This is a genomic window from Larkinella harenae, assembly GCF_054780515.1.
Genome location: NZ_BAAGWE010000002.1, coordinates 988,216 through 1,011,515, shown reverse-complemented (window position 1 = coordinate 1,011,515; position 23,300 = coordinate 988,216). Strand labels below are relative to the sequence as shown.

13 protein-coding genes are annotated in these 23,300 nt (G+C 51.7%); 11 read left to right on the top strand and 2 right to left on the bottom strand.

The genetic code is table 11. From position 1 onward, the window contains the following. Positions 1-85 precede the first annotated feature (85 nt). The 8 genes from ACYVH9_RS15440 to ACYVH9_RS15405 all read left to right on the top strand — a co-directional run bounded on the left by ACYVH9_RS15440 (position 86) and on the right by ACYVH9_RS15405 (position 17,699). Positions 86-2,737: an ABC transporter permease gene (locus ACYVH9_RS15440; RefSeq protein ID WP_460637260.1), complete on the top strand. Its 2,652-nt coding sequence runs from the start codon at positions 86-88 to the stop codon at positions 2,735-2,737. A 117-nt stretch (positions 2,738-2,854) separates the two neighbouring features. After that, complete coding sequence (locus ACYVH9_RS15435) at positions 2,855-5,467, top strand: ABC transporter permease (protein ID WP_460637259.1); 2,613 nt, start codon at positions 2,855-2,857, stop codon at positions 5,465-5,467. Between the two features lie 233 nt (positions 5,468-5,700). Then, positions 5,701-8,085 carry an ABC transporter permease gene (locus ACYVH9_RS15430; protein ID WP_460637258.1) on the top strand — a complete coding sequence of 795 codons (2,385 nt, stop codon included), beginning with the start codon at positions 5,701-5,703 and terminating at the stop codon, positions 8,083-8,085. 42 nt (positions 8,086-8,127) lie between these two features. Beyond that, complete coding sequence (locus ACYVH9_RS15425; RefSeq protein WP_460637257.1) at positions 8,128-10,536, top strand: ABC transporter permease; 2,409 nt, start codon at positions 8,128-8,130, stop codon at positions 10,534-10,536. Positions 10,537-10,586: 50 nt separating this feature from the next. After that, on the top strand, positions 10,587-13,013 hold the full coding sequence (locus ACYVH9_RS15420; protein WP_460637256.1) for an ABC transporter permease: 2,427 nt from the start codon (positions 10,587-10,589) through the stop codon (positions 13,011-13,013). A gap of 253 nt (positions 13,014-13,266) precedes the next feature. Next, on the top strand, positions 13,267-14,307 hold the full coding sequence (locus ACYVH9_RS15415) for a DUF4097 family beta strand repeat-containing protein (RefSeq protein WP_460637255.1): 1,041 nt from the start codon (positions 13,267-13,269) through the stop codon (positions 14,305-14,307). 239 nt (positions 14,308-14,546) lie between these two features. Continuing rightward, entirely contained in the window at positions 14,547-16,931 is a 2,385-nt protein-coding gene (locus ACYVH9_RS15410) for an ABC transporter permease (protein ID WP_460637254.1), read from the top strand. Between the two features lie 78 nt (positions 16,932-17,009). Then, positions 17,010-17,699 (top strand): ABC transporter ATP-binding protein, encoded by a 690-nt coding sequence (locus ACYVH9_RS15405; protein ID WP_460637253.1) that lies wholly within the window; start codon positions 17,010-17,012, stop codon positions 17,697-17,699. A 9-nt stretch (positions 17,700-17,708) separates the two neighbouring features. On the opposite strand, the gene ACYVH9_RS15400 is transcribed toward ACYVH9_RS15405, so the two are convergent. Further along, complete coding sequence (locus ACYVH9_RS15400; RefSeq protein WP_460637252.1) at positions 17,709-18,533, bottom strand: aminotransferase class IV; 825 nt, start codon at positions 18,531-18,533, stop codon at positions 17,709-17,711. A 67-nt stretch (positions 18,534-18,600) separates the two neighbouring features. On the opposite strand from ACYVH9_RS15400, the gene ACYVH9_RS15395 reads away from it, so the two are divergent. The 3 genes from ACYVH9_RS15395 to ACYVH9_RS15385 all read left to right on the top strand — a co-directional run bounded on the left by ACYVH9_RS15395 (position 18,601) and on the right by ACYVH9_RS15385 (position 22,850). Beyond that, on the top strand, positions 18,601-20,127 hold the full coding sequence (locus ACYVH9_RS15395; protein ID WP_460637251.1) for a TolC family protein: 1,527 nt from the start codon (positions 18,601-18,603) through the stop codon (positions 20,125-20,127). A 114-nt stretch (positions 20,128-20,241) separates the two neighbouring features. Continuing rightward, on the top strand, positions 20,242-21,666 hold the full coding sequence (locus ACYVH9_RS15390; RefSeq protein WP_460637250.1) for an efflux RND transporter periplasmic adaptor subunit: 1,425 nt from the start codon (positions 20,242-20,244) through the stop codon (positions 21,664-21,666). A 179-nt stretch (positions 21,667-21,845) separates the two neighbouring features. After that, positions 21,846-22,850, top strand: coding sequence for an NAD(P)H-dependent glycerol-3-phosphate dehydrogenase (locus ACYVH9_RS15385; protein ID WP_460637598.1), 1,005 nt, complete (start codon positions 21,846-21,848; stop codon positions 22,848-22,850). 30 nt (positions 22,851-22,880) lie between these two features. Here ACYVH9_RS15385 and ACYVH9_RS15380 read toward each other — a convergent pair whose 3' ends face one another. Further along, positions 22,881-23,270, bottom strand: a complete 390-nt coding sequence (locus tag ACYVH9_RS15380) for an HIT family protein (protein ID WP_460637249.1) — start codon at positions 23,268-23,270, stop codon at positions 22,881-22,883. Between the last annotated feature and the right edge of the window lie 30 nt (positions 23,271-23,300).

Here is a 23,300-nt window from a genome sequence, read left to right as displayed (position 1 = left end):
CGTCCGATGCCTGAGCGGTCAAAAGTAAATGCACTCAGCCATCCTGATCTGTTTTAAAACGCAGCATTTACAATTCATCACTCCAATGTCTCCTCCCCGCTGGGCTGTTTGGCTCCTGAAGACTTTTGGTCATCCTGATACACTGGAGGAAGTGGAGGGTGATCTGCTGGAATTGTACGATTACTGGGTAAAAACCGGGGGGGAGCGTGAAGCCCGCTGGCGGTATTGCCTGAGTGTGTTGCGGTTGTTGCGACCGTTCGCCCGACAAAAACAAGCTGACTATTCAACCCCGTTTTTTCTAAGTCCTGCTATGATTCGCAATTATCTGAAAATCGCTCTCCGTAATCTGGCCAGACACAAGGTTTATTCGATTATCAACATTGGTGGACTGGCCGTCGGAATGGCGGTGGCACTGCTGGTTGGACTCTGGATTTACGATGAATTGTCGTTCAATACCTACCATCAACATTACCCGCGTATTGCGCAGATCGTGCAGAATCAACAACGGAATGGCGAAATACACACCTCCTATTCGTTGCCTTATCCGTACGTTAATGAATTAAAAACGAACTACAAAAGGCATTTTAAGCATATTGTTGTCTCGTCACAAAACCGGGATTGCGTACTGACAGCTGGCGATACCAAACTGACAAAAAGAGGGCAATACATTGGGGCCGATGCGCCGGAAATGTTTACACTGAACATGTTGCAGGGCTCCTGGGCCGGTTTGCAGGACCCGCAATCGATTTTACTGGCAGCTTCGACGGCCCGGGCGCTTTTTGGCGAAGAAAACCCAATGGGGAAGCAGGTGAAAATCGATACCGATTTGCTGGTGAAGGTGACCGGTGTTTACGAAGATTTACCGCAAAATACCCAATTCCAGGATGTCCAGTTTCTGGCCTCCTGGGAGTATTTTCTGGCGACGAATCCATTCATGAAAGAAAAAAAATGGGATAACCACGCCCTCTGGATTTTTGTCGAACTCCAGCCGGAAACGGATTTTGACCAGGTTACGGCGAGCATCAAAGATTCCGAAATTAAGGTCATCCGGCATCTGGACGGTATGCAGGAAGAAGCGGCTACCAACCCGCAGATGTGGCTGCATCCCATGCGCGACTGGCATTTGTATTCCGGTTTTAAAAATGGTTCGGTCAATACGGGGCCGGTCTCGTACATCCGGACCGTGGGCCTGATCGGTTTTGTGGTATTGCTGCTGGCCTGCATCAATTTCATGAACCTGACCACGGCGCGTTCCGAAAAACGGGCCAAAGAAGTGGGCATCCGGAAAGCCATCGGTTCGTTGCGCGGGCAGCTGATCGGTCAGTTTTTCAGCGAGTCGTTGCTCGTGACGTTCCTGGCGTTTCTGCTGGCACTGGTCCTCGTACTGGTTTCGCTGCCGGGATTTAATGAGCTGGCTGCCAAGCAGATGAAAATTCCCTGGACCAATGGCTATTTCTGGTTATTTAGCTTCGGTTTTATAGGGTTGACGGGGCTGCTGGCAGGGAGTTATCCGGCTTTGTATCTGACTTCCTTCCAGCCGGTGAAGGTTCTGAAAGGGTCGGGGCTGGGGCGGTTGTCGGTGGGCCGGTTTGCCTCTCTGCCCCGCAAGGTGCTGGTGGTGATGCAGTTTACGGTTTCCATCACGCTCATGATCGGTACGGTTATCGTTTATCAACAGATTCAGTTTGCGAAAAACCGTCCGGTCGGGTATTCCCGGGATGGGTTGCTGATGATTCCCATGCAAACCGGCGATTTTGCCGGGAAAGCGAAGGTGTTGCGGGAGGAATTGAAAAATACCGGCGTCGTTATGGAGCTGGCCGAATCACAAAGTCCGGTTACGGGGGTTTGGTCATCCAACGAAGGATTTAGCTGGAAAGGAATGCCCGCCGGACTGAACAAAAATTTTGCCACCTTAACCGTGACGCCCGAATACGCGAAAACCGTAGGTTGGAAGTTTGTGACCGGCCGTAATTTCTCGCCAGAATTTGCCTCTGATTCCAGCGGTTTTATCCTCAACGAAACGGCCGCCCGGCTCATGGGCTTTGCAAATCCCGTGGGCGAAACCGTCCGTTGGAAAAGCCAGTGGATGACGAACAACCTCGAAAAGCAGTTTCGGGTGATTGGGGTGGTAAAAGACATGGTGATGGAGTCGCCGTTTGAACCCATTCGTCCCACGGTTTTCTTTTTGTTTGGCGATCCCAACTGGATCAACATCAAAATCAATCCGGCGGTGAGTGCCAGCGATGCTTTGCCCAAAATCGAAGCGGTTTTCAAACGGCTGATTCCTGCTGCGCCTTTTGAATACAAATTTGCCGATGCCGAATACGACGCCAAGTTCCGGGCCGAGGAACGCATCGGAAAACTGGCGTCGTTCTTTGCGGTTTTGGCCATTTTTATTTCCTGCCTGGGGCTGTTTGGCCTGGCGTCGTTCGTCGCCGAACAGCGGACCAAAGAGATTGGTGTACGGAAAGTAATGGGAGCTTCTGTGCTCAGCCTGTGGGGCCTGTTGTCGAAAGAGTTTGTGGTACTAGTGATTATTGCCTTTGGGATTGCCGTCCCGACTGCATCGTATTTTCTGCTATCCTGGCTACAGAAATACGAATACCGTACCGAATTATCGGGGTGGGTGTTTGGCGCTGCGGGTTTGGGGGCGTTACTGATCACGCTGCTGACGGTCAGTTTCCAGGCCATCAAAGCCGCGTTAATGAATCCGGTGACCTCGCTGCGCTCGGAGTGAAGAGTTATGAGTTCAGACTGATGAATTAAAAAGCGAAATGCTCTGCCCAGAACCCCGACCGTCTTTCACACTTGTTATGAATAGCTCATTATTCATAACTCATAACTGATCACTCAAATGTCTCCTCCGCGCTGGGTTGTTTGGCTTCTGAAGACGTTCGGTCATCCTGATACACTGGAGGAAGTGGAGGGTGATCTGCTGGAATTGTACGATTACTGGGTCAAAACCGTCGGTGTGCGGAAGGCGCGCTGGCGCTATGGCTTGAGTGTGTTGAAGTTACTTCGACCCTTTGCCCAATCAAGAGTTTTTTCTTCACCCGTTTTGCTAAATCCTTCTATGCTTCGAAATTATGTCAAAATTGCCTGGCGCAATTTGAGTCGAAACGTGGCTTTTGGGGCCATTAACCTGGTTGGTCTGGTGCTGGGCATGAGTTGCTCGCTGGTTATTTTTCTGGTGATTGCCCACGAAACAGGCTACGATCAATCGCACACCAGGGGTGACCGGATTTACCGGGTCGAGAACCATAACGTGAGCGAAGGACACAGCTATCCGGGAACGTATACGGGCATGGTTAGCGCGCTCCGGACCGAAGTACCCGAAGTCGAGCTGGTGGTGCCGATGTTCAAAGTGGGAGGTAGCACTGTCGCCATGCCGTCGTCCGGGAAACGGTTTAAAGAATCGTTGGTATTTGCCGGAAATGAACTGTTTCGGCTGCTGGATTACCAATGGCTGGCGGGCGATCCCCGGACGGTTTTGTCGCAACCCAATACCGTTGTGCTGACCCGTGCCTATGCCGAAAAGTATTTTGGCACGACCGCCGTGCTGGGTCAAACCCTTCGGCTCGACAACAAACTGGACTTACAGGTAGCGGGCGTACTGGAAGATTATCCGAAAACGACGAGTTTCCCGTTCAATATGCTGGTGTCTTTTCCGACCCTCAAAAGCGCCAATCCCGACTTTGATCTGAACAAATGGAACGGTTGGGGGGATAATTTTCAGATTCTTGTTTTGCTGGACAAAAACGCCAGACCCGAGCAGGTAACGCAGCGATCAGCGGCTCTTTTGACCAAATACCGTGATGCGGAGCACGCCAGAGAGCAGGCTTTTTTGCTAAACCCGCTGACCGAAATTCACTATTCGGGCAATCTGGGCGGACGGACGGCTAACGTCAAATTACTCACGATTCTGTCGCTCATCGGCGTCTTCGTGCTGCTGATCGGGTGCATCAATTTTATCAACCTGACCACGGCGCAGGCCTTCAAGCGGGGCAAGGAAGTCGGGATTCGGAAAGCCGTGGGCAGCAACCGCCGGGCGCTGGTTTATCAGTTTCTGACCGAAGCCGGACTCATTACGTTTGCCGCTACGCTTTTATCGGTGTTGCTGGTGTGGCTGAGCCTGCCACTGTTGGCCGAAACGCTGGAAGTGCCGTTGTTGCCCGTCGATCTGTTGTCCGTTAAATCCGCGTTATTTCTGGGCGCTCTGTTTGTGCTGACAGCCGTGCTGGCAGGCTTCTACCCGGCTTTTCGCTTATCAGGGATGAAGCCAATCTGGGCTTTGCGAATCAATAAAATACCGCAGAGCAGCCAGGCTCTTTCGTTGCGGCAGGGGCTGGTGGTGGTGCAGTTTACGGTTTCGCTGGTGTTGATCAGCAGTACATTGTTGATCCGGCAGCAACTACGGTTTTTCCAGAATGCCGACCTGGGCTTTAACAAGGAGGCTGTTATTACGGTGGGGTTACCGGACAATAGTTCCAACAAATTGCAGGTGTTGCGGAATCAGCTGATGCAGTCGACCCAGATTAAGGAGGTTAGTTTTTCGTTCAACAGCGCGTCGGCAGAAACGAACTGGATGCAGCTCATGCAATACCGGAAAGGAACCAAAGTGAACGACATCAAGACCCAGCTGAAGATGGGCGATGCGCATTACCTGGATGTGTACGGTATTCAGTTGTTGGCGGGTGAGGCCGTTCGGGAAGGCGATACGTTACCAAAAGTGATTGCCAATGAAGTGTTTATCAATAGGATGGGCATAGGTCGGCCTGAAGACGCCATCGGTCAGCGGGTGTATTACGGCGAAAGCGAAGAGTGGGTGCCCATCGTTGGGGTGGTTAAAAACTTTCACGTCAACTCGCTGCACCAGAAAATTGATCCGACGCTGATTCAGGTGGTTCCGAAACGGTTTTACCAGGCCGGGATCAAATTACGGCCGGAGCAGGCCACGACCGAATCACTGCGAACGGCTTTAACCGACATCGAAATCGCCTGGACTGCCACGTATCCGGATCAGGTGTTTGAATACCAGTTTCTCGATGAAACCCTGGCGCAGGCTTACCAATCCGAAAACCGCACGGGGAATTTGATCGGAATCGCTACGGTTTTGGCCATTCTGATTGCCTGTCTGGGCCTGTTCGGATTGGCGTCTTTTATGGCCGAGCAACGCACCAAGGAAGTGGGCGTTCGGAAGGTGCTGGGTGCGTCGGTGAGCAGTATTGTCATCCTGCTGTCGAAAGACTTCCTGAAACCGGTGCTGGTGGCACTGCTGATTGCCGTGCCGGTGGCCTGGTATGCCATGAATGAATGGCAGCAAAACTTTGAATTCCGGGTTGGATTACCGTGGTGGGTGTTTGCGCTGGCGGGTGTGCTGGTGCTGCTGATTGCCTTCCTGACGGTTTCGTTTCAATCCATCAAAGCCGCGTTAATAAACCCGGTGACCTCGCTGCGCTCGGAATAAGGACCGGGCCGCCCGGCGGTTAAAAGTAGGCTGACGCATTCATTCCTGGCGGAGCCTATTTTTAACTCTTAACTCTTCATTTCTGTAGGTGTTCATCCGCGGACAATGTGTTGTCCGAAATCGTACAATAGAGATGCTTTTGTGGAGCTATTGGATTGATAATCAATATATTGCGTGCTGCGGCATGAAAGTTGAACGAGAGTTGGAATCCTAACCTATTTCGAAGACTTTCTATGTTGAAAAATTATTTGACCATTGCCTGGCGGAATATCCTGAAGGACAAGTTCTACAGCCTGATCAATATTCTGGGCCTGACCATTGGCGTCACCTGCGGGTTGCTGCTGTTGCTCTACGTGACCGATGAGCTGAGCTTTGACCGGCACCACGAAAAAGGAAACCGGATTTACCGCATCGTTTCGAACATTACGGAACCGGATAAAATTAATCACTGGGTGAGCACGCAGCCCCCGCTGGTGAAAACCTTGAAGCAGGATTATCCGTTTGTCGAAAACTACGTCCGGTTTTTTCCGAACGGCCGGGTGATGTTCCGGCAGGGTGAAAAGCGGTTCTATGAAACGGACGTCTATGCCGCCGACTCGACGGTCTTCGAGGTATTTACGCACAAATTCGTAGAAGGAGACCCCAAAACCGCTCTCGATCAGCCGGGTAGTGTTGTTCTTACGCAGACAACGGCCCAGAAATTCTTCGGGAACCGTCCGGCACTCGGTCAGTCGCTGCAAACCAGCGATACGACGTTCTACAAAGTAACCGGCGTGATCGAAGATGTTCCGAAAAATTCGCATTTCACCTTCAATGCGCTGTTCTCGCTCAGCACGGATGCGCGTCAGGCCAACGGCTGGGGCGGTTTTTACATTGTCAGTTATCTGCTGCTGCCCGAGCATTTCGATACGAAGATCCTGGAAAGCAAATTTCCGCAGCTCTACGACAAGCATATGGCGTCGATTTTCCAGCGCATGGGCATCAAAATTACGTACGAGCTGCAACCATTGACCGACATTCACCTACACTCTAAAATGGACGGCGAAGCGGGGGGCGATATTAGTTACGTATACATTTTTAGTGCCGTTGCGTTTTTTATGCTGCTGATTGCCAGTATCAATTACATGAATCTGGCCACGGCCCGTTCTGCCAAGCGCGCCAAGGAAGTCGGTTTGCGGAAAACGATGGGGTCGCTTCGTAACGCTTTGATGGGCCAATTCCTGACCGAATCGGTCCTGATGACGGTTTTAGCGTTGACCGCCAGCTTGGTTTTTGTGGCGTTGTTATTGCCGTTTTTCAATACGGTTTCCGGAAAATCGATTCAGTTCCGCGAATTACTCCAGCCGCAATTTCTTCTCATTGCGCTGTCCATTGTGGTTTTTACCGGTTTTGTGAGTGGCAGTTATCCGGCTTTTTACCTCTCTTCGTTTGAGCCTGCAACGGTCTTGAAAGGTTCGTTCAATACCAAAGGAGGAAGTTTTTTCCGGAAAACGCTGGTGGTGGCGCAGTTCTCAATTTCGCTGATCATGCTCATCTGTACCTGGATTGTTTACCAGCAACTCAATTACATGCGCAGCAAGGATCTGGGTTACAACCGGGAACAGGTCCTGACGGTTGATTATCAGGGAGGGCAGCCCAGAGCACGTTACGATGCCCTGCGGAGTGCCCTGCTGGCGAACCCGACTATTCGGAGTGTGGGCACGGCTTCGTCTCCCACCAGCAACATCGGTGGACGGATCATTTTTGCGGTGGAATCCAACGCAGGATTGAAAGAAATGGGTTTCAAACCGATGGGGATTGACCATGATTACCTGAAAACGATGGGCATGAAGGTGGTCAGCGGACGCGATTTTTCGGCTGATATTCCGGCTGATACCTCGAACGGCGTTTTAATTAACCAGGCGGCTGTCAAGCGGATGGGCTGGAAGGAGCCATTGGGCAAAAAAGTGGTGTTGGGCAGTTTGCCCCAGGCCGGACAGCCTGCTCCGCCCACGGCGAAGGTAGTGGGCGTGGTGAAGGATTTTCACCAGCAGTCGCTCTACAGCCCCATCGAGCCGATGATTATGCTGTACCGACCGAATAATTCCGTGGTACACATTAAAATCGACGCGAAAAATGCCGAAAAAACCGTGGAATTTATCGGGAAGCAATGGCAGGCAACGTACCCCGACCGCTTGTTTGAGTACCGGTTTCTGGATCAGGATTTTGAATCGGCCTACCGCGCTGATGAGCTTCGAGGTCGGGTTTTTACGGCGTTTTCGGGCCTGACGATTCTGATTGCCTGCCTGGGTCTGTTTGGCCTGGCGACATTCACCACCGAGCAGCGCTTCAAGGAAATTGGCGTTCGGAAAGTAATGGGGGCATCGGTTTCGAGCGTAGTCATGCTGCTTTCCAAAGATTTTACGAAACTGGTCCTGTTCTCGTTCCCGATTGCGATTCCGATTGCCTGGTATTCGATGGATCGCTGGCTGCAACATTTTCCCTACAAAATCAGCATCGGCATTGGTGTCTTTTTGGCGGCCTGTGCACTGACGTTACTGATTTGCTGGATAACGGTTATTTACCAATCCCTGAAAGCTGCCGTTGCTAACCCGGTGACGTCGCTGCGGAGTGAATGATAACCGTCTTAATCCGTGTAATCCCGGTTCTGGATCTTTTTTATGCTAACAAACTACCTCAAAATCGCCTTTCGCTCGTTGCTGCGGCACCGGACATACAGCCTGCTGAATATTATTGGGCTAGCGGTCGGGCTGACTTGCGGGATCCTTATCTTTCTGGTGGTTGGGTTTCAACTGCGTTTTGATGCCTATCATCCGAAAGCCGATCGGATTTACCGAATAGTGACGGACCTGGTTCACGAAAATACCAGTTACTCCCGAGGAACCCCGAAACCGTTGGCGGAGGTATTGCGCCGGGAATACCCGTTTCTGGAGACGGTTGCGCGTATCAAGCGCGTGCGAAGCGGTCTGCTGAGTGTACCCAACACGGGGGGCGGGTATCGTAAGAAATTTCAGGAAGAGCGGACGATCGGTTTTGCGGAACCGCAGCTGTTTGACGCGTTCGATTTTCAGTGGAAGTACGGCAGTCCCCAAACTGCCCTGGCAATTCCCAATTCTGTGGTGCTGACGGAGAAATATGTGCGGAAATACTTCGGTGATGCCAATCCGATTGGGCAGACATTGCGCCTGGATAACCACCTGAATCTGACGGTTCGGGGCGTGTTAAAGGATCATCCCGTGACTACAAACCTGAGCGATGAGGTGTATATTTCGTACACTAGCGTAGCGGGGTTGGGGGAGTGGGCGGCCCGGTCGCTTCAGGATTGGGAGGATCTCAACAGCGAAGAGATGACTTTTGTGGCCTTGCCGGCAGGGAGGCCCGTTGAACAACTCGAAGCGGTTTTTCCGGCCATTGTCCAAAAATACTACAACCCCGAAAATGCCGGAATTTATCATTTTCGCGCCCAGCCGTTGAACGACGTGCATTTCAATGTCAACTATGGTGGACGAATGCAGAAAAAGCTGCTCTACGCCATGGCGACGGTGGGTTTGTTTCTGATTGTGGCGGCTTGTATCAACTTCGTCAACATGGCCACGGCGCAGGCGCTTCGGCGGTCGAAGGAGGTGGGCGTCCGGAAAGCCATGGGCAGCACCCGCAGCCAGCTATTTAGGCAGTTTATGTTTGAAACCGCCCTGATTACCGGGACCGCGGTGGTGGTGGCGCTGGGCTTGAGTCAAACGGCGATACCGCTGGTGAATAAAGCGATGGCGGTTTTTAACGCCAATTTGTTGTTATGGGATCTCGCTCAACCCAAACCACTGGCCTTGCTGGTGTTGCTCATCGGTTGTGTTATTGGCATGGCCGGTTTTTATCCGTCGCTGGTTTTATCCGGTTTCAGCCCGATGGCGACGCTACGCCGGAAAATGACGACAGAGCAGGTGGGCGGCATTTCGGTACGGCGGGGGCTGGTGGTTGGCCAGTTTTTTATGACGCAGCTGTTTGTGATCAGCGTCATCGTTATCATGTCGCAACTGCGGTACATCCAAAATGCCGACCTGGGTTTTACCAAAGAAACCGTTCTAACAATTCCGGTGTCGACGCCTGATCCGCTCAAGCAGCAAACCTTACGAAATCGGTTGAAGCAGCTTGAAACCGTGCAGGAGGTTGCTTTGGGCAATGCGCCCCCGGCATCCAGCATCATCAACCAGGCCACTTTTACCTACGAAAACCGGGCCGAACCGGAGAATTTTGAAGCCCGAACCAAAATTGGTGACCGTAACTACCTGCCGCTGTTTGATTTGAAATTGCTGGCCGGAAGTAATTTCCGGACGGATGACACCGTATCGAAGGAGGTCATTGTCAATGAGATGATGGTAAAGCGGCTGGGATTGAAAGACCCCAATGAAATATTGTCGAAACGCATCCGTATTGGGGGGGGCGACCGGACGGTGGTAGGCGTGGTGAAGGATTTCCATGTTAATTCACTGCGGATGGCGGTAGCACCCACGGTTATTTTCAAGAGTCCCGCGGAGAATCAAATGGCCGCGCTGAAAATCAGCCCGGATCGACTTCCCGAAACCGTCAAACAGGTGGAGGCCATCTGGAACGAGCTGTTTCCGGAGCAAGTCTTCTACTACCAGTTCATGGATGAAGTTTTGGACCGGTTTTATACGGCTGAAACCATTATGCTGGGTTTTGTGCAGGTCTTTTCGGCCATTGCGATTCTGATTGGTTGCCTGGGCCTGTACGGGCTGGTGTCGTTCATGGCCGAATCGAAAACGAAGGAAATTGGTGTCCGGAAAGTGCTGGGTGCCACGGTTGGGCAAATTCTCTGGCTGTTTGGCCGGGAGTTCGGGCGGCTGATTCTGTTAGGATTCGCCCTGGCAGCGCCAGTGGGCTGGTGGCTTATGCGCACCTGGTTGCAGGACTATACGTACCGGATCCAGCTCGAATGGTGGATGTTTGGGGCCACCGCACTCGTAGTAACCTGCATCACACTGGTGACGGTTTCTGTTCGGTCCTACCAATCCGCATCTATGAATCCTGTAAAATCATTGCGTTCTGAATAAAAATGCCTGAACAGGAGTTACGCAATCCTGGCTCAGAAATCCGTTTTCTTATGTTTCGTAATTACCTTAAAATCGCCATTCGAAACCTTCGCAAACAGCGGGGTTTTACATTCATCAACATCTTTGGGCTGGCCGTGGGACTGGCCTGCTGTCTGTTGATTACACTCTACGTGATCGATGAACTCCGCTACGACCGGTTCCACGAAAAAGCGGACCGGATTTACCGGATCAACACCGACATCAAGTTTGGCGGCAATGACATGCACATGGCCGTGTCGCCCGATCCGATGGGCCCCACCTTGCTGAAAGATTATCCGCAGGTGGAGAACTTTGTGCGGTTACATGGGCGGGGCACGTGGCTGGTCAAACGGGCGGGACAGCTGAACAGCCTGCGGGAAAGAGACATCATTTTTGCGGATTCCACGCTTTTTGATGTCTTTACGTTGCCGCTGGTGGCCGGAACTCCGAAACGGGCGCTGGTCGAACCCAATACCGTTGTCATCAGTGAATCGGCCGCCAAACGGCAGTTCGGCAACCAGAACCCGATGGGGCAATCGCTGGTGTTTGATAATCAATTGACCTGCCGGGTAACGGGTGTCATGCAGGATATGCCCGCGAATTCGCATTTCCGGACGGATTACTTCATCAGCATGCGGAGCGACAACTACGAGTGGGGCCGGTGGTTGAGCAACAACCACCAAACGTATATTTTGCTGAAGGAGGGAGTATACTACCGGGCGTTTAATCAGAACTTTGAAACCGTCATTCAAAAATACGTCGGAACGCAGCTGGTAGCCTTTCTGGGAATATCCGTTAAACAGCTTCGGCAATCGGGTAACCGAATCAGTTATTCGCTGATTCCGATGACCGACATTCATCTGCGTTCCAGGCAGAACATCGAACTGGCACCCAACAGCGACATTCAGTACGTTTACGTTTTTTCGGCGGTGGCGGTATTTATTCTGCTGATTGCCTGTATTAATTTCATGAATCTTTCGACGGCCCGCTCGGCCAACCGGGCGAAGGAAGTGGGCGTGCGGAAAGTGCTGGGATCGGTGCAGCGGCAACTGATCGGGCAATTCATGACCGAATCGGTGTTGATGTCCATTCTGGCAATGGGCTTGGCGCTGGTTATTGTGGCCCTGGCTGTACCTTTCTTCAATCAGGTTTCGGCCAAGCAACTGACCATTGATAGTTTATTGGTACCGCAGTTTCTGCCGGTTTTACTGATTTTGCCGCTGGTGGTGGGTTTGTTGGCGGGCAGTTATCCGGCATTCTTTCTGTCGTCGTTCCGGCCCATCAGCGTGTTGAAAGGAAAGGTCAACCTGGGGCTGAAAAGCGCCGGTTTGCGCAGTGGTCTGGTGGTTTTTCAGTTCATGATGTCGGTTATTCTGATTATCGGCACGATGGTAGTGTATCGACAGATTAACTTCATCCAGACCACCAAAGTGGGTTTCAAACGCGATCAGGTGCTGACCATCAATGAAGCCTACGCACTGGATAATCAGGCGCAGGCGTTTAAAGAGGAGATAGTAAAGCTTCCGGGTGTGGTATCGGGTACGTTATCAGGCTACCTGCCCGTACCGTCGGACCGGAGTGATAGCCCGCTGTTTCCAGAAGGCCAGGTTGATCACGCCAAGGCGGTTTCTTCCCAACTGTGGGCCGTCGATCATAACTATATCCCGACGCTGGGGATGGAAATGGCGCAGGGCCGGAACTTCTCACGGGAGTTTGGGGCCGACTCTTCCGCAATTATTCTGAACGAAACCGCCGTCAAAATCTTTGGCTTTAAGGACCCGATTGGCCAGCGGGTGGCGCGAATGCTCGACGATGAAGGCAAGGTTTTCAAGACCTACACGGTTATTGGCGTCGTGAAAAACTTCCATTTTGAGTCCCTGCGGCAGAACATCGGTTCGGTGGCCTTTTTCATGGAGCCATCCCGTGGCGCGGTTTCATTCCGGCTCAGTGGTCAGGATATTCCTGAGCTGGTCAAACAGGTGGAAGCGAAATGGCGGCAAATGGCACCGGGTATGCCGTTCAATTACTCCTTTCTGGAAGACAGCTTCGACTCGATGTACCGCGCCGAACAGCGTGTTGGTCAGATTGTGCTGACGTTTTCGGTGCTGGCTATTCTGATTGCCTGCCTGGGGCTATTTGGCCTGGCGGCTTTCATGGCCGAGCAGCGCACTAAAGAAATTGGAGTCCGCAAGGTACTGGGGGCCAGTACCGTCAGCATTATTGGTTTGCTATCGAAAGACTTTCTGAAACTGGTGTTGATTGCTATCGTAATGGCAACACCGGTTGCCTGGTACGGCATGACCCAGTGGCTGGAAGACTTTGCGTATAAAATTGACGTACCCTGGTGGGTGTTTGGGCTGGCTGGTTTGGTGGCCGTTTTGATTGCCCTGGCAACAGTTTCATTCCAATCCATCCGGGCCGCTCTGATGAACCCCGTCAAGAGTTTACGGGCAGAATAAAAACCGGTGGTTATAACAGTGAGTCAGGTCGTGAGTCGATTTCACGGCTAGACTCACTGTGTCCGGTTTCAAACCAAAACCGTCCGCTCCCGGACAAATTGAAACGATGTATTTGGTGGCAAGTGTTTGACAGTGAATGAATTGTTGGTTATGGTATATTCTTTGAAATGGTATGGATAGGATGCGTGCAACGTTCGAAGCGGTTTCTGCATCCTTTGAGCAAACTCTTCCATAATCTCACAAGACAAATACCATGAAACGTTCATCTTTCCTCCTAACAGCACTTTGCGCTTTACCCCTGGCTTTTAGCAGTCAGGCCCAGGACCGGGACGAAACCCCTTACGATACCAAAAACTTTTCCGGTAGCCTGAGTACCCTGCGGGTTGAAACGTCGGGCGGCAGCATCCTGGTGGAAGGAACCCAGTCGAGCGGAGTCAAAGTCGAAATGTACGTGCGGCCCAACAACTGGCCGAGTAACAAACTCTCCAAAGAAGAAATCGAAGAGCGTTTGAAAGAATACGACGTCAAATTGGGCGTTGAAAACAATACCGTGGTGGCAACGGCCAAACGGAAACGGAACGATAACTGGGACTGGAAGCGCTCCCTGAGCATTTCGTTTAAAGTGTACACACCCAGAAATTTTGCCACCGATCTGCACACCAGCGGGGGCAGTATCCGCCTGAACAATCTGGTCGGTAGCCAGAATTTTGCCACCAGCGGAGGGAGTCTGCACCTGACCGGCGTTGAAGGGTTGATCAAAGGCCGCACCTCGGGCGGGAGCATTCACCTGACCCGTTGCCGAAAAGATATTGATCTGTCAACCAGCGGAGGTTCCATTCACGCGGAAGATTCGGATGGTAACCTGGACTTGCGGACCTCGGGCGGAAGCGTTCACCTGGCGGGGTTGAGTGGCCGGATCAACGCCCGCACCAGCGGAGGTAGCGTGAAAGCCGTTGGGGTGAAAGGTGAGCTGATGGCCGGGACCTCAGGAGGCTCCGTCCGGTTGTCGGATATTTCGGGCAGCGTGGAAGCCAGCACGAGCGGGGGCGGTATGGATGTTGAGATTACCAAATTGGGTGATTATGTTCGTCTGTCGGGTGGTCCGGGGAGCGTGAACGTTAAAATGCCGCTCGATCAGGGCATCGATCTGGATCTGTCGGGCAATCGGGTGGATATTCCGCTGAGTAAATTTGACGGAACCGTTGAAAAGGATCGGGTTCGTGGCCGTCTGAACGGGGGCGGAGTTCCGGTTCGGATTTCGGCGGGCAGCGGCACAGTACGCGTAAACAGATAGTTGAAAAGAAGAGTGAAAAGTGAAGAATTGGCTCCGCCTGATAGTAATAAACTGGCAAAGCCAACTCTTCATTTTTAAGGCTTACCTCATAACTTCTTCCTGTCCGTTTGTGAACAAAAGAGTGTCCGGTGACGGACACTCTTTTGCTTTTAATCGGCTTATTTGATTAATTAACAGTCATTTGCTTTTCTGGCATAAGCCTTGAGTCTTCGTTAGCGAATTAGCTGCCCAAAGCCCGTATGCTGCGTAATTACATCATCATTGCGTTTCGAAATCTCTGGAAACACCGGTTGTTTTCGTTTATCAACATCTTTGGTCTGGCATCGGGGATGATGGTGTGTCTGCTGGCGCTGATCGATATCAAAGGCGCTTTCGATTACGGAGATTTTCATCCCAACTCGGACCGTACCTACCGGGTGTTGACCGATGTAACGACGTCAGACAACCAGGAGATCGGTTTTGCATCCACACCCCTGCCCCTGGCCGACGCCCTGAAGCGGGAGTACGGTTTTGTGGAGCAAACCACCCGCGTTGTTCGGGAGTATGCGGAATTTGTAGTCAATGGGAAAAAATCGCTTGAAGCGTACTGTGCCGTTGATCCGGGATTTTTCACGATTTTAGGCTACAACCTGGCCAGCGGTCGGCCCGCGTTGGCGCCCCGTACTGCCGTGCTGACACCGCAGACGGCCGAACAGTTTTTCGGACTGGCAAACCCGATTGGCAAAGTTTTTCACCACGAAGAATTGGGGGAAATAATGGTGACGGGTGTTTTTCAACCGTTGCCAAGTCGTTCGCACTTGCGCTTTGACATGGTGCTTTCGATGGCAACGTGGTCATCCTCAACCCAGCGGCAAACCGATTGGCGGGATTACCGGGCCGGGTACACCTATGTCCTGCTCAAAAAAGGCATATCCACAGACGCATTTGAAAAAGCATTACCGGCCATTGCTGCCAGAAATACACAGGGCCTGCGGTTCCGGTCGGAGAAGGGCTACACGTTCCGGGCCCAGCCGATGACGGCACTTTCGCCTTCCCGCGAGGAGCTGCAAATGGGAACCTGGGAGCCAACCTGGCGAGGAAAAGCCGCCGAAGTGGGCGTTGGCCTGATCACGCTGTTGCTGGCGGTTTTCAATTACGTCAATTTAACGCTGGCCCGCTCGCTGAGTCGTGCCCGCGAGGTAGGCATCCGGAAAGTCTCCGGGGCGATCCGTTGGCAGTTGATGGCGCAGTTCATGGCCGAGTCGGTGGTGTTGTCACTGCTGTCGCTGGTGGTGGCCTACGGAATGTTGCTGTTGATTGAACCCATGCCATTTGTGCAGCAATGGCTGACTGGCGGAGTGACCATCACAGCAGCGGTCTGGGCGATGTTCATTGGGTTCAGCTTGGGAGCAGGTTTGCTGGCTGGGTTTGTGCCAGCGCGGGTACTTTCGGGTTTCAAACCGGCCCAGGTGCTGCGCAGTCAGACGGGTTTAAAAGTTTTCAAAGGCATTACGTTACGCAAAACATTGATTGTTGCGCAGTTTTCGATCGCTCTTATTGCCATGATTGCCCTGGTATCCATGGCCCGGCAGCAGCATTACATGGCCACATCGGACTACGGTTTTCGGCGCGAGCAAATCCTAAACATTACCCTTCCGAACGGTGCGTCGTATCCGCAAATGGCCCATGAGTTAAACCAGGTAGCGGGTGTGGAGCGGGTATCGGCCACTTCGGACTTATTGGGGAATTACGGGGGCGATCTACAAATAATTCGGCGGCAACAGCGATCGGGGGGCGATTCGACAATCGCCAATGTGCTTGCGGTCGACCAGAACTTTGTTGCCAACATGGAACTGACGGTTTTGGCCGGTCAGAATCTGCCAGCGATGGTAGCGGATACCGTCGGAAAGGGGGCATTTGGCCGGTTTGTGTTGATCAACGAAGAAGCCGCCCGCGTGTTTCGGGTTGGTAACAGTCGCGATATGGTGGGGCAGTTGCTCTGGCTGAATGATAGTACGGAAGTGCAGGTTGCCGGCGTGGTAAAGGATTTTCGGTTCACAACGTTCAAATGGGCGATCAGACCCCTCATTCTAAGCTACCAGCCGAAGCAGTTTCGGTTTATAAGCGTTCGGATTGCCGACGGCGCTTCGGATCAGACTTTGGCGGAAATACGGCGTGTCTGGAAACGTCTGAATCCTTATCAACCGTTTGATGGGCAATGGTACAATGATTATTTGTACCAGCGTCACAGCCACAAAGAAGATGTTGATTTTATGGGCTTGCTGGCCGGTCTGGCGTTTTCAATTGCCTGTCTGGGCCTGCTCGGCATGGTCACCTACACCACCGAAACCCGTGTGAAAGAAGTTGGCATCCGAAAAGTGATGGGCGCTCAGGTCGCACAAATTATCTGGCTGCTGTCTTGGGATTTTGTTAAATTACTGCTAATTGCCGGAGCAATTGCAATTCCACTGGGCTACACGGCGAGCATGGCTTTTCTGATCAATTTTGCGTACCACGTGTCGGTCGGTTTTGAGACCCTGGGCGGCTGCATCATTCTGCTGCTGGGCCTGGGCGGATTAACCATTGGGTTTCGGACGTACCGGGCGGCATTGGCCAATCCGTCCGACAGCCTGCGAAATGAGTAAAGAGGGTGAAAAGGGAAGAGCAATGAACTCATTCACCCTTCTAAAAGAGGAATTTACGGTTTTCAACTATACCAAAGTATGATTTCGCTACATAATATTTCCAAGTATTACCCGGCGGGTTTCGGTAAAACGTACGTGCTGCGCAACATCTCACTCGAAATTAACGAAGGCGAGTTTGTGTCCATCATGGGGCCTTCGGGTTCGGGCAAGTCGACGTTGCTGCACATTCTGGGCATGCTGGAAGAACCATCGGAGGGGGAATACCTCTTCTTCGACCAACCGGTGCAGAAGTTATCGGAAAAACGCCGGACCGAGTTACACCGTAACTACATCGGGTTTGTTTTTCAGGCCTACCACCTAATCGATGAACTGACGGTTTATGAAAACATCGAAACGCCCCTGTTGTACAAAGGCATGTCGTCGTCGGAGCGTAAAAGCCGGGTGGCCGAACTGCTCGACCGGTTCAATATGGTGGCCAAAAAAGACCTTTTCCCGACGCAGCTTTCGGGTGGTCAGCAGCAGCTGGTTGGAATTGCCCGCGCCGTTGCTTCCCAACCGAAAGTGATCTTTGCCGATGAACCCACGGGTAACCTGCATTCGGATCAGGCGAAGGAAATTATGGAATTGTTCAAAAAACTGAACAAGGAAGACGGGGTAACGATCGTGCAGGTGACACACTCGGAAGTCAATGCGGAATACGGCAACCGAATTTTGCGGTTGAAAGACGGTTGGCTTGAATCATTCCCGGTTTCGGTGGAACGCGAATAAAACCGTTGCCTACAAATCTGCGTATATAGCTTTGATTCGATCCAGCGGTTTTTCGTCGAACAGCAGCGCATCACCCACTTGGCGGAACCACTGAATACCGGCAACATTGGTGCAGAAAACCGCATCGGCATGGGCTAAAACTGTTGGTCTAAAAAGTCCCTCGCGGATCACAACACCATGTTGGGGAGCCAAACGCAGGATTTGCCGGCGCAGAATGCCATCGATGCAACCGCTTTCGAGTGACGGGGTAAAGAGTTGATTTCCTTGTAACCAGAACAGGTTTGAAGCGATGCACTCGGCCAGATGGCCGTGCGTGTCAAGCAGAATCATGTCCTCCGTCTGTTGGTGCTGTCTGGCAATGCCGGCCAATACATAGGGGAGAGCATTTAGCGTTTTATAAGCCGAAACTGGCGAAGGCGATAGACGGACTGCCTCGAAAAAGCCGACTTTGTTTTTTTCGGTTAGGGCAAATGCCGGCCCAGACCGGGCAGTAATCAGGTAGTGGCTCTGAAAGCTGGTGGGTGTATACAGTCCGCCAGGTTGGCGCCAGACCTGGAGTTTGATGCGGGCGGCCTGATCACGGAGGTGGTTAGCACTCAAAAGATCGGTGATCTGCGTGCGGAGGAGGCCCTGATCGAATAGCGGATGCGGATGCAAGGCAAGCGCCCTCATCCCGCGGGTGAGCCGGTCGTAATGATCGGGCCAGAAACGAACATCGTGGGCTTCGTAGCGGACGGTTTCAAACAAACCGTCGCCGTATTGGAATGCCCGGTTGTCGGGCAACAGCCAAACGGCTTCTTCCCGCAGTATATCCCCGTTTAAAACCACGTTCATTTGCATTTTCACCGTTTATCTAAAATAAGTAAAGAGTACGCAAGATACTTTGTAACATTGAACAACCATGAAGCGATTTATTACTAACAACGGCCCGGTGATCCGGATTAAATTGACGATCCTGGCATCGCTACTGGGGCTTGTCGTTCACTCCGCGGATGCGCAATCAACTGTACAAAACACACCGGCAACGGCGCCAGCATCCAATCGGTTTTCGCTGCGTCAGTGTATTGATATTGCGCTGCAGAATAACCTGCAGGTAAAACAGGGGCAACTGAATGTGCAGGGCAATGAACTCGCCCTGCGTCAGGCCAAACTAAATCGCTACCCAACAGCGAATATATTTGCCTCGCAGGCATTTAATGCGGGTTTTACCATCAACCCAACGACCAACACATTCGTTGACCAGAAAATCAGTTCAAACAACATTCAGGCTTCAGCTAGTGTAATTCTGTTTAATGGGTTTACGTTGCAGAATGCTATTAAACAAAACAGCCTGGGTTTACAGGCGGCCCAGCAGAATTTGCTGGCCAATCAGAATACAGTCGCCCTGACGGTGGTTCAAAATTACCTGAACGTACTGACTTACGATGAACAATTGACGATTGCTCGTCGGCAGGCTGAAACCTCACGTAACCAGCTGGATCGGACGGGTAAATTAGTAACAGCCGGAACCCTGGCTGAAGCAGAACTCTACACGATACGGGCCCAGCTGGCCAATGATGAATTGGCTATCGTCAATGCGCAAAACAACCTGGATTTAGCTAAGCTCGCGCTTTTGCAAGCGATGAACCTGCCTGCTACGACCAATGGAACGCCCGCTCCCAGTTCGATTGAGGTAGAGCGCTACGAATTTCCAGATCCTTCGATCGAAGCGTATCCGGCAAGCGCTCAGCAAATCTACGAAACGGCTTTACAAATTATGCCTGATGTAAAAGCGGCTGATTTGCAGGTTAAAGCGGATGCAATGGGGGTGCAGGTGGCGAAAGGACGACTTTTACCAACTTTATCGTTGAATGGCGGCTTGACAACGTTGTATTCCAGCCTCGGGGCACCAAATGTCACTCGGGGAGAAGAGGTGGCGAGGGAAACAAAATCTTTTGTCACGGTTGGTGGTGTTCAATATAGTGTGTTCACGCCGGAAGCAACCCTTTTATCGGCTATACCTTTTACCTTTGGGCAGCAATTGAAAAATAACCTGAACCGGGCAGCTTCCATTCAGTTACAGATACCGCTCTTCAACCGCTTCCAAAATCGGAACCAGATAACAACAGCGATCATTACCCAAAAAACGTCGGAAGTTACCGCTGATAATGCTCGCCTGACGCTGCGTCAGAACATCGAAACCGCCTACACAAGTATGCTGGCGGGCGCCAATCGCTATCGGGCCACCCAGATTCAGGTGGAGTCATTGGAGAAAGCCTTTCAGGCTGCTGAAAGCCGCTTTAATGCCGGAGCGCTTAATTCAGTGGATTATAATATTGCCAAGAATAACCTGGACACCGCCCGCGCTAATCTGGTACTGGCCAAGTTTGATTATATTTTCCGGACGAAAATCCTTGATTTTTACCAAAATAAACCGTTATCTTTTTAACGAATAATGAATGACGCGGATAGTTCCGAATGAATAATTTGTAGACGTATACTGTAACAGGTTGATCGTCTATACATTAACTCAAATTCATTATTCATTCTTGACCATTCGTGTATGAAACGTAAATCGAACCGTCTCTGGTGGATATTAGGTATTATTGTTGTTCTGTTAGTTGGTGGGTTGGTAGCCGCCAAGCAAGCCGGGCTGATCGGTCAGGCCAAACCAACGGAGGTTGAGCTGACCACCGTCAAAAAAGTAGACATCATCGAACGGGTCAGTGCGTCGGGCCGTGTACAACCCGAAGTAGAAGTTAAAATTAGTCCGGACGTATCAGGCGAAATTATTGCTCTTTATGTTGCCGAAGGTGACTCGGTTAAGAAAGGGCAGTTGCTCCTCAAGATTCGCCCTGACAACTACGAATCGCTGCTGGCCCGCGCCCGCGCAACCGTCAACTCCAGCCGCGCGCAGTATGAACAGACCAAAGCAGTAGCGGCCCAGTCTCAGGCGCGGATGATTCGGGCCAAAGCCACCTACGACCGAAATCGGAAATTGCTGGCTGACAAAGTTATTTCGACTTCCGATTTTGAGCAGATCGAAGCAGATTACAACGTAGCCCGGCAGGAAATAGAGTCCGCTCAGGCCAATATCAAAGCTGCCGAATTTAATGTAGCCGGTGCCGAAGCCGGATTGCGGGATGCCTCAGAAAACCTTCGTAAAACGACTATTTATGCGCCCGTAAACGGAACGGTTTCCAAACTCAACGTTGAGTTGGGCGAGCGCGTCGTCGGAACGTCGCAGATGGCGGGTACGGAAATGCTCCGGATAGCGAACCTGAATAACATGGAAGTCCGGGTTAACGTCAACGAAAATGACATTATCCGCGTGAGTATGGGCGATACGGCCGATATTGATGTTGATTCTTACTCCACGACGGGCCGCAAATTCAAGGGCATCGTAACCCAGATTTCAAACACCGCCAACGGCCTGGCAGCGACTGGTACGACCAGTGGTGCCTCCTCCAGCATGTCAACGGACGCCGTCACCGAATTCGAGGTTCGGATTAAGGTGCTGAACAGTTCGTACAAAGACCTGATGGTGCAGCGGGCCAAGCGCAGCTATCCGCTAAAGCCGGGCATGACGGCTTCCGTTGAGGTAATTACCGACCGCCGACCGGGAGTGCTGGCCGTTCCGATTGCCGCCGTTACAACGCGCGGAGCCGCTCAGGAAGCCATGAATCAGAGTCCCGGTGATGGCAATAACAATGCTAACAACGCTGGAGCCCCCGCTAATCAGGGAACTCCTAAAAAAGAAGTGGTGAAAGAGATTGTGTTTGTTCACCAGAATGGCAAAGTTGCTCAGCGCGAAGTCAAAACGGGGATCAGTGACTTTGACAACATTGAAATTCGGTCAGGATTGAAAGAAGGCGATGTAGTCGTTTCCGGGCCCTTCATTGCGGTTTCGAAGCGCCTGAAAGATGGCGATCCGGTGGCCAAACAAGATCCGAAAAAAGAGAAAAAAGCGGAAAAGCCCGGCGAATAAGATTTGAATAAGCGATAAGGTTGAGAAAGCGAAAACGCTCGCCCAATTGAGAGGTGCGGGCGTTTTTTGTATTTTTGCGTTCTCGAATTCAGAGATGCAAGCGTATAGACATAAGAATAGAGAAATAACTATTTGGCAGTCAAAAATCTTTTTCTCTTTATTCTCGTATCTATTTTCTCATAACCATGAATCAACCCGCTCGGATTACCGTCGTGGGCGGTGGCAGTTGGGCCACAGCACTCATTAAAATTCTGTCGGAAGGAAATAACCAGATTCGCTGGTGGCTGCGGAGTCCGCGCGATGCCGAGCACATCAAGAAATTTCACCACAATCCCAGTTACCTGAGCGATGTTCAGATCAGTCCGCGTAAGGTGCGGGTCTGCACCCGGATCAAAGACGCGCTGGGGGTGAGTGATCACATTATTCTGGCCGTTCCGGCGGCTTTTATCGGAGATGCCTTGCAGGGTGTAAAACCGTCGCAGCTGGCCGGAAAGAGCGTGATTTCGGCCATTAAAGGCATGATTCCGGAGAATAATCTGCTCATAACGGATTGGGCCGAGCAGCAATATGATGTACCGGCGAGCCGGATTGCCGTTATTGCCGGACCGTGCCATGCCGAGGAAGTGGCGCTCGAAAAACAATCCTACCTGACCATTGCTTCGCAGAACCTGGACTTTGCAGCGGACGTGACCCGGTTGCTCAACAGCCGCTTTGTGCAGGCTTCTCCGCTGGATGATATCTATGGGGTCGAGTACTGCGCAGTTATGAAAAATATCATTGCCCTGGCCTGCGGAATTACGCACGGTCTGGGGTACGGTGATAATTTTCAGGCTGTGCTGGTCTCCAACGCGATGCAGGAAATCCGACGTTTTGTAGACACAGTTTATCCCATGCCCCGCGATCTCAGCGGGTCGGCGTATCTGGGCGACTTGCTGGTGACGGCGTACTCCCCGTTTAGTCGCAACCGGACATTCGGACATTTGATTGGCCGGGGCTATAGCGTTCAGGCCGCCCAAATGGAGATGAATATGATTGCGGAAGGGTATTACGCCGTGAAAAGCATCCACGAAATTAACCAGCAACACCATGTTTTGATGCCGATTGTGGATATGGTTTATCAGGTGTTATACGAAAAAATGTCGCCGGTATTGGCGACAAATGCGTTGAAAACCGTCCTGAAGTGATACGCCCCGAAACGCTGGCTTGTAGCGATTTCAAAGAAAACTCCGGATGTGAGCGGCCACGTCGGCGAGTTCTTCCGGACTCATTTTCAGTTTATTGTTAAAATTCATATCGGCCATGCTGTTCATCGGAATCAGGTGAACGTGCGCGTGCGGCACTTCCAGCCCAATGACCGAAACACCGATCCGTTGACAGGGAATAGCCTTTTCAATGGCTGGTGCAATCTGTTTGGCAAATTTCATCAGGCCGAGATACAGCTCATCATCCAGATCAAACAGGTAATCGATCTCCTTTTTGGGAATCACGAGTGTGTGCCCTTTAACAATTGGGAATACATCTAGAAAGGCCAGGTAGTTGTCGGTTTCAGCAATCTTATGCGCCGGAATTTCACCGTTGACAATGCGGGAGAAGATAGAAGCCATAGCGTGGTTTTAATAAATAATGCACAATGA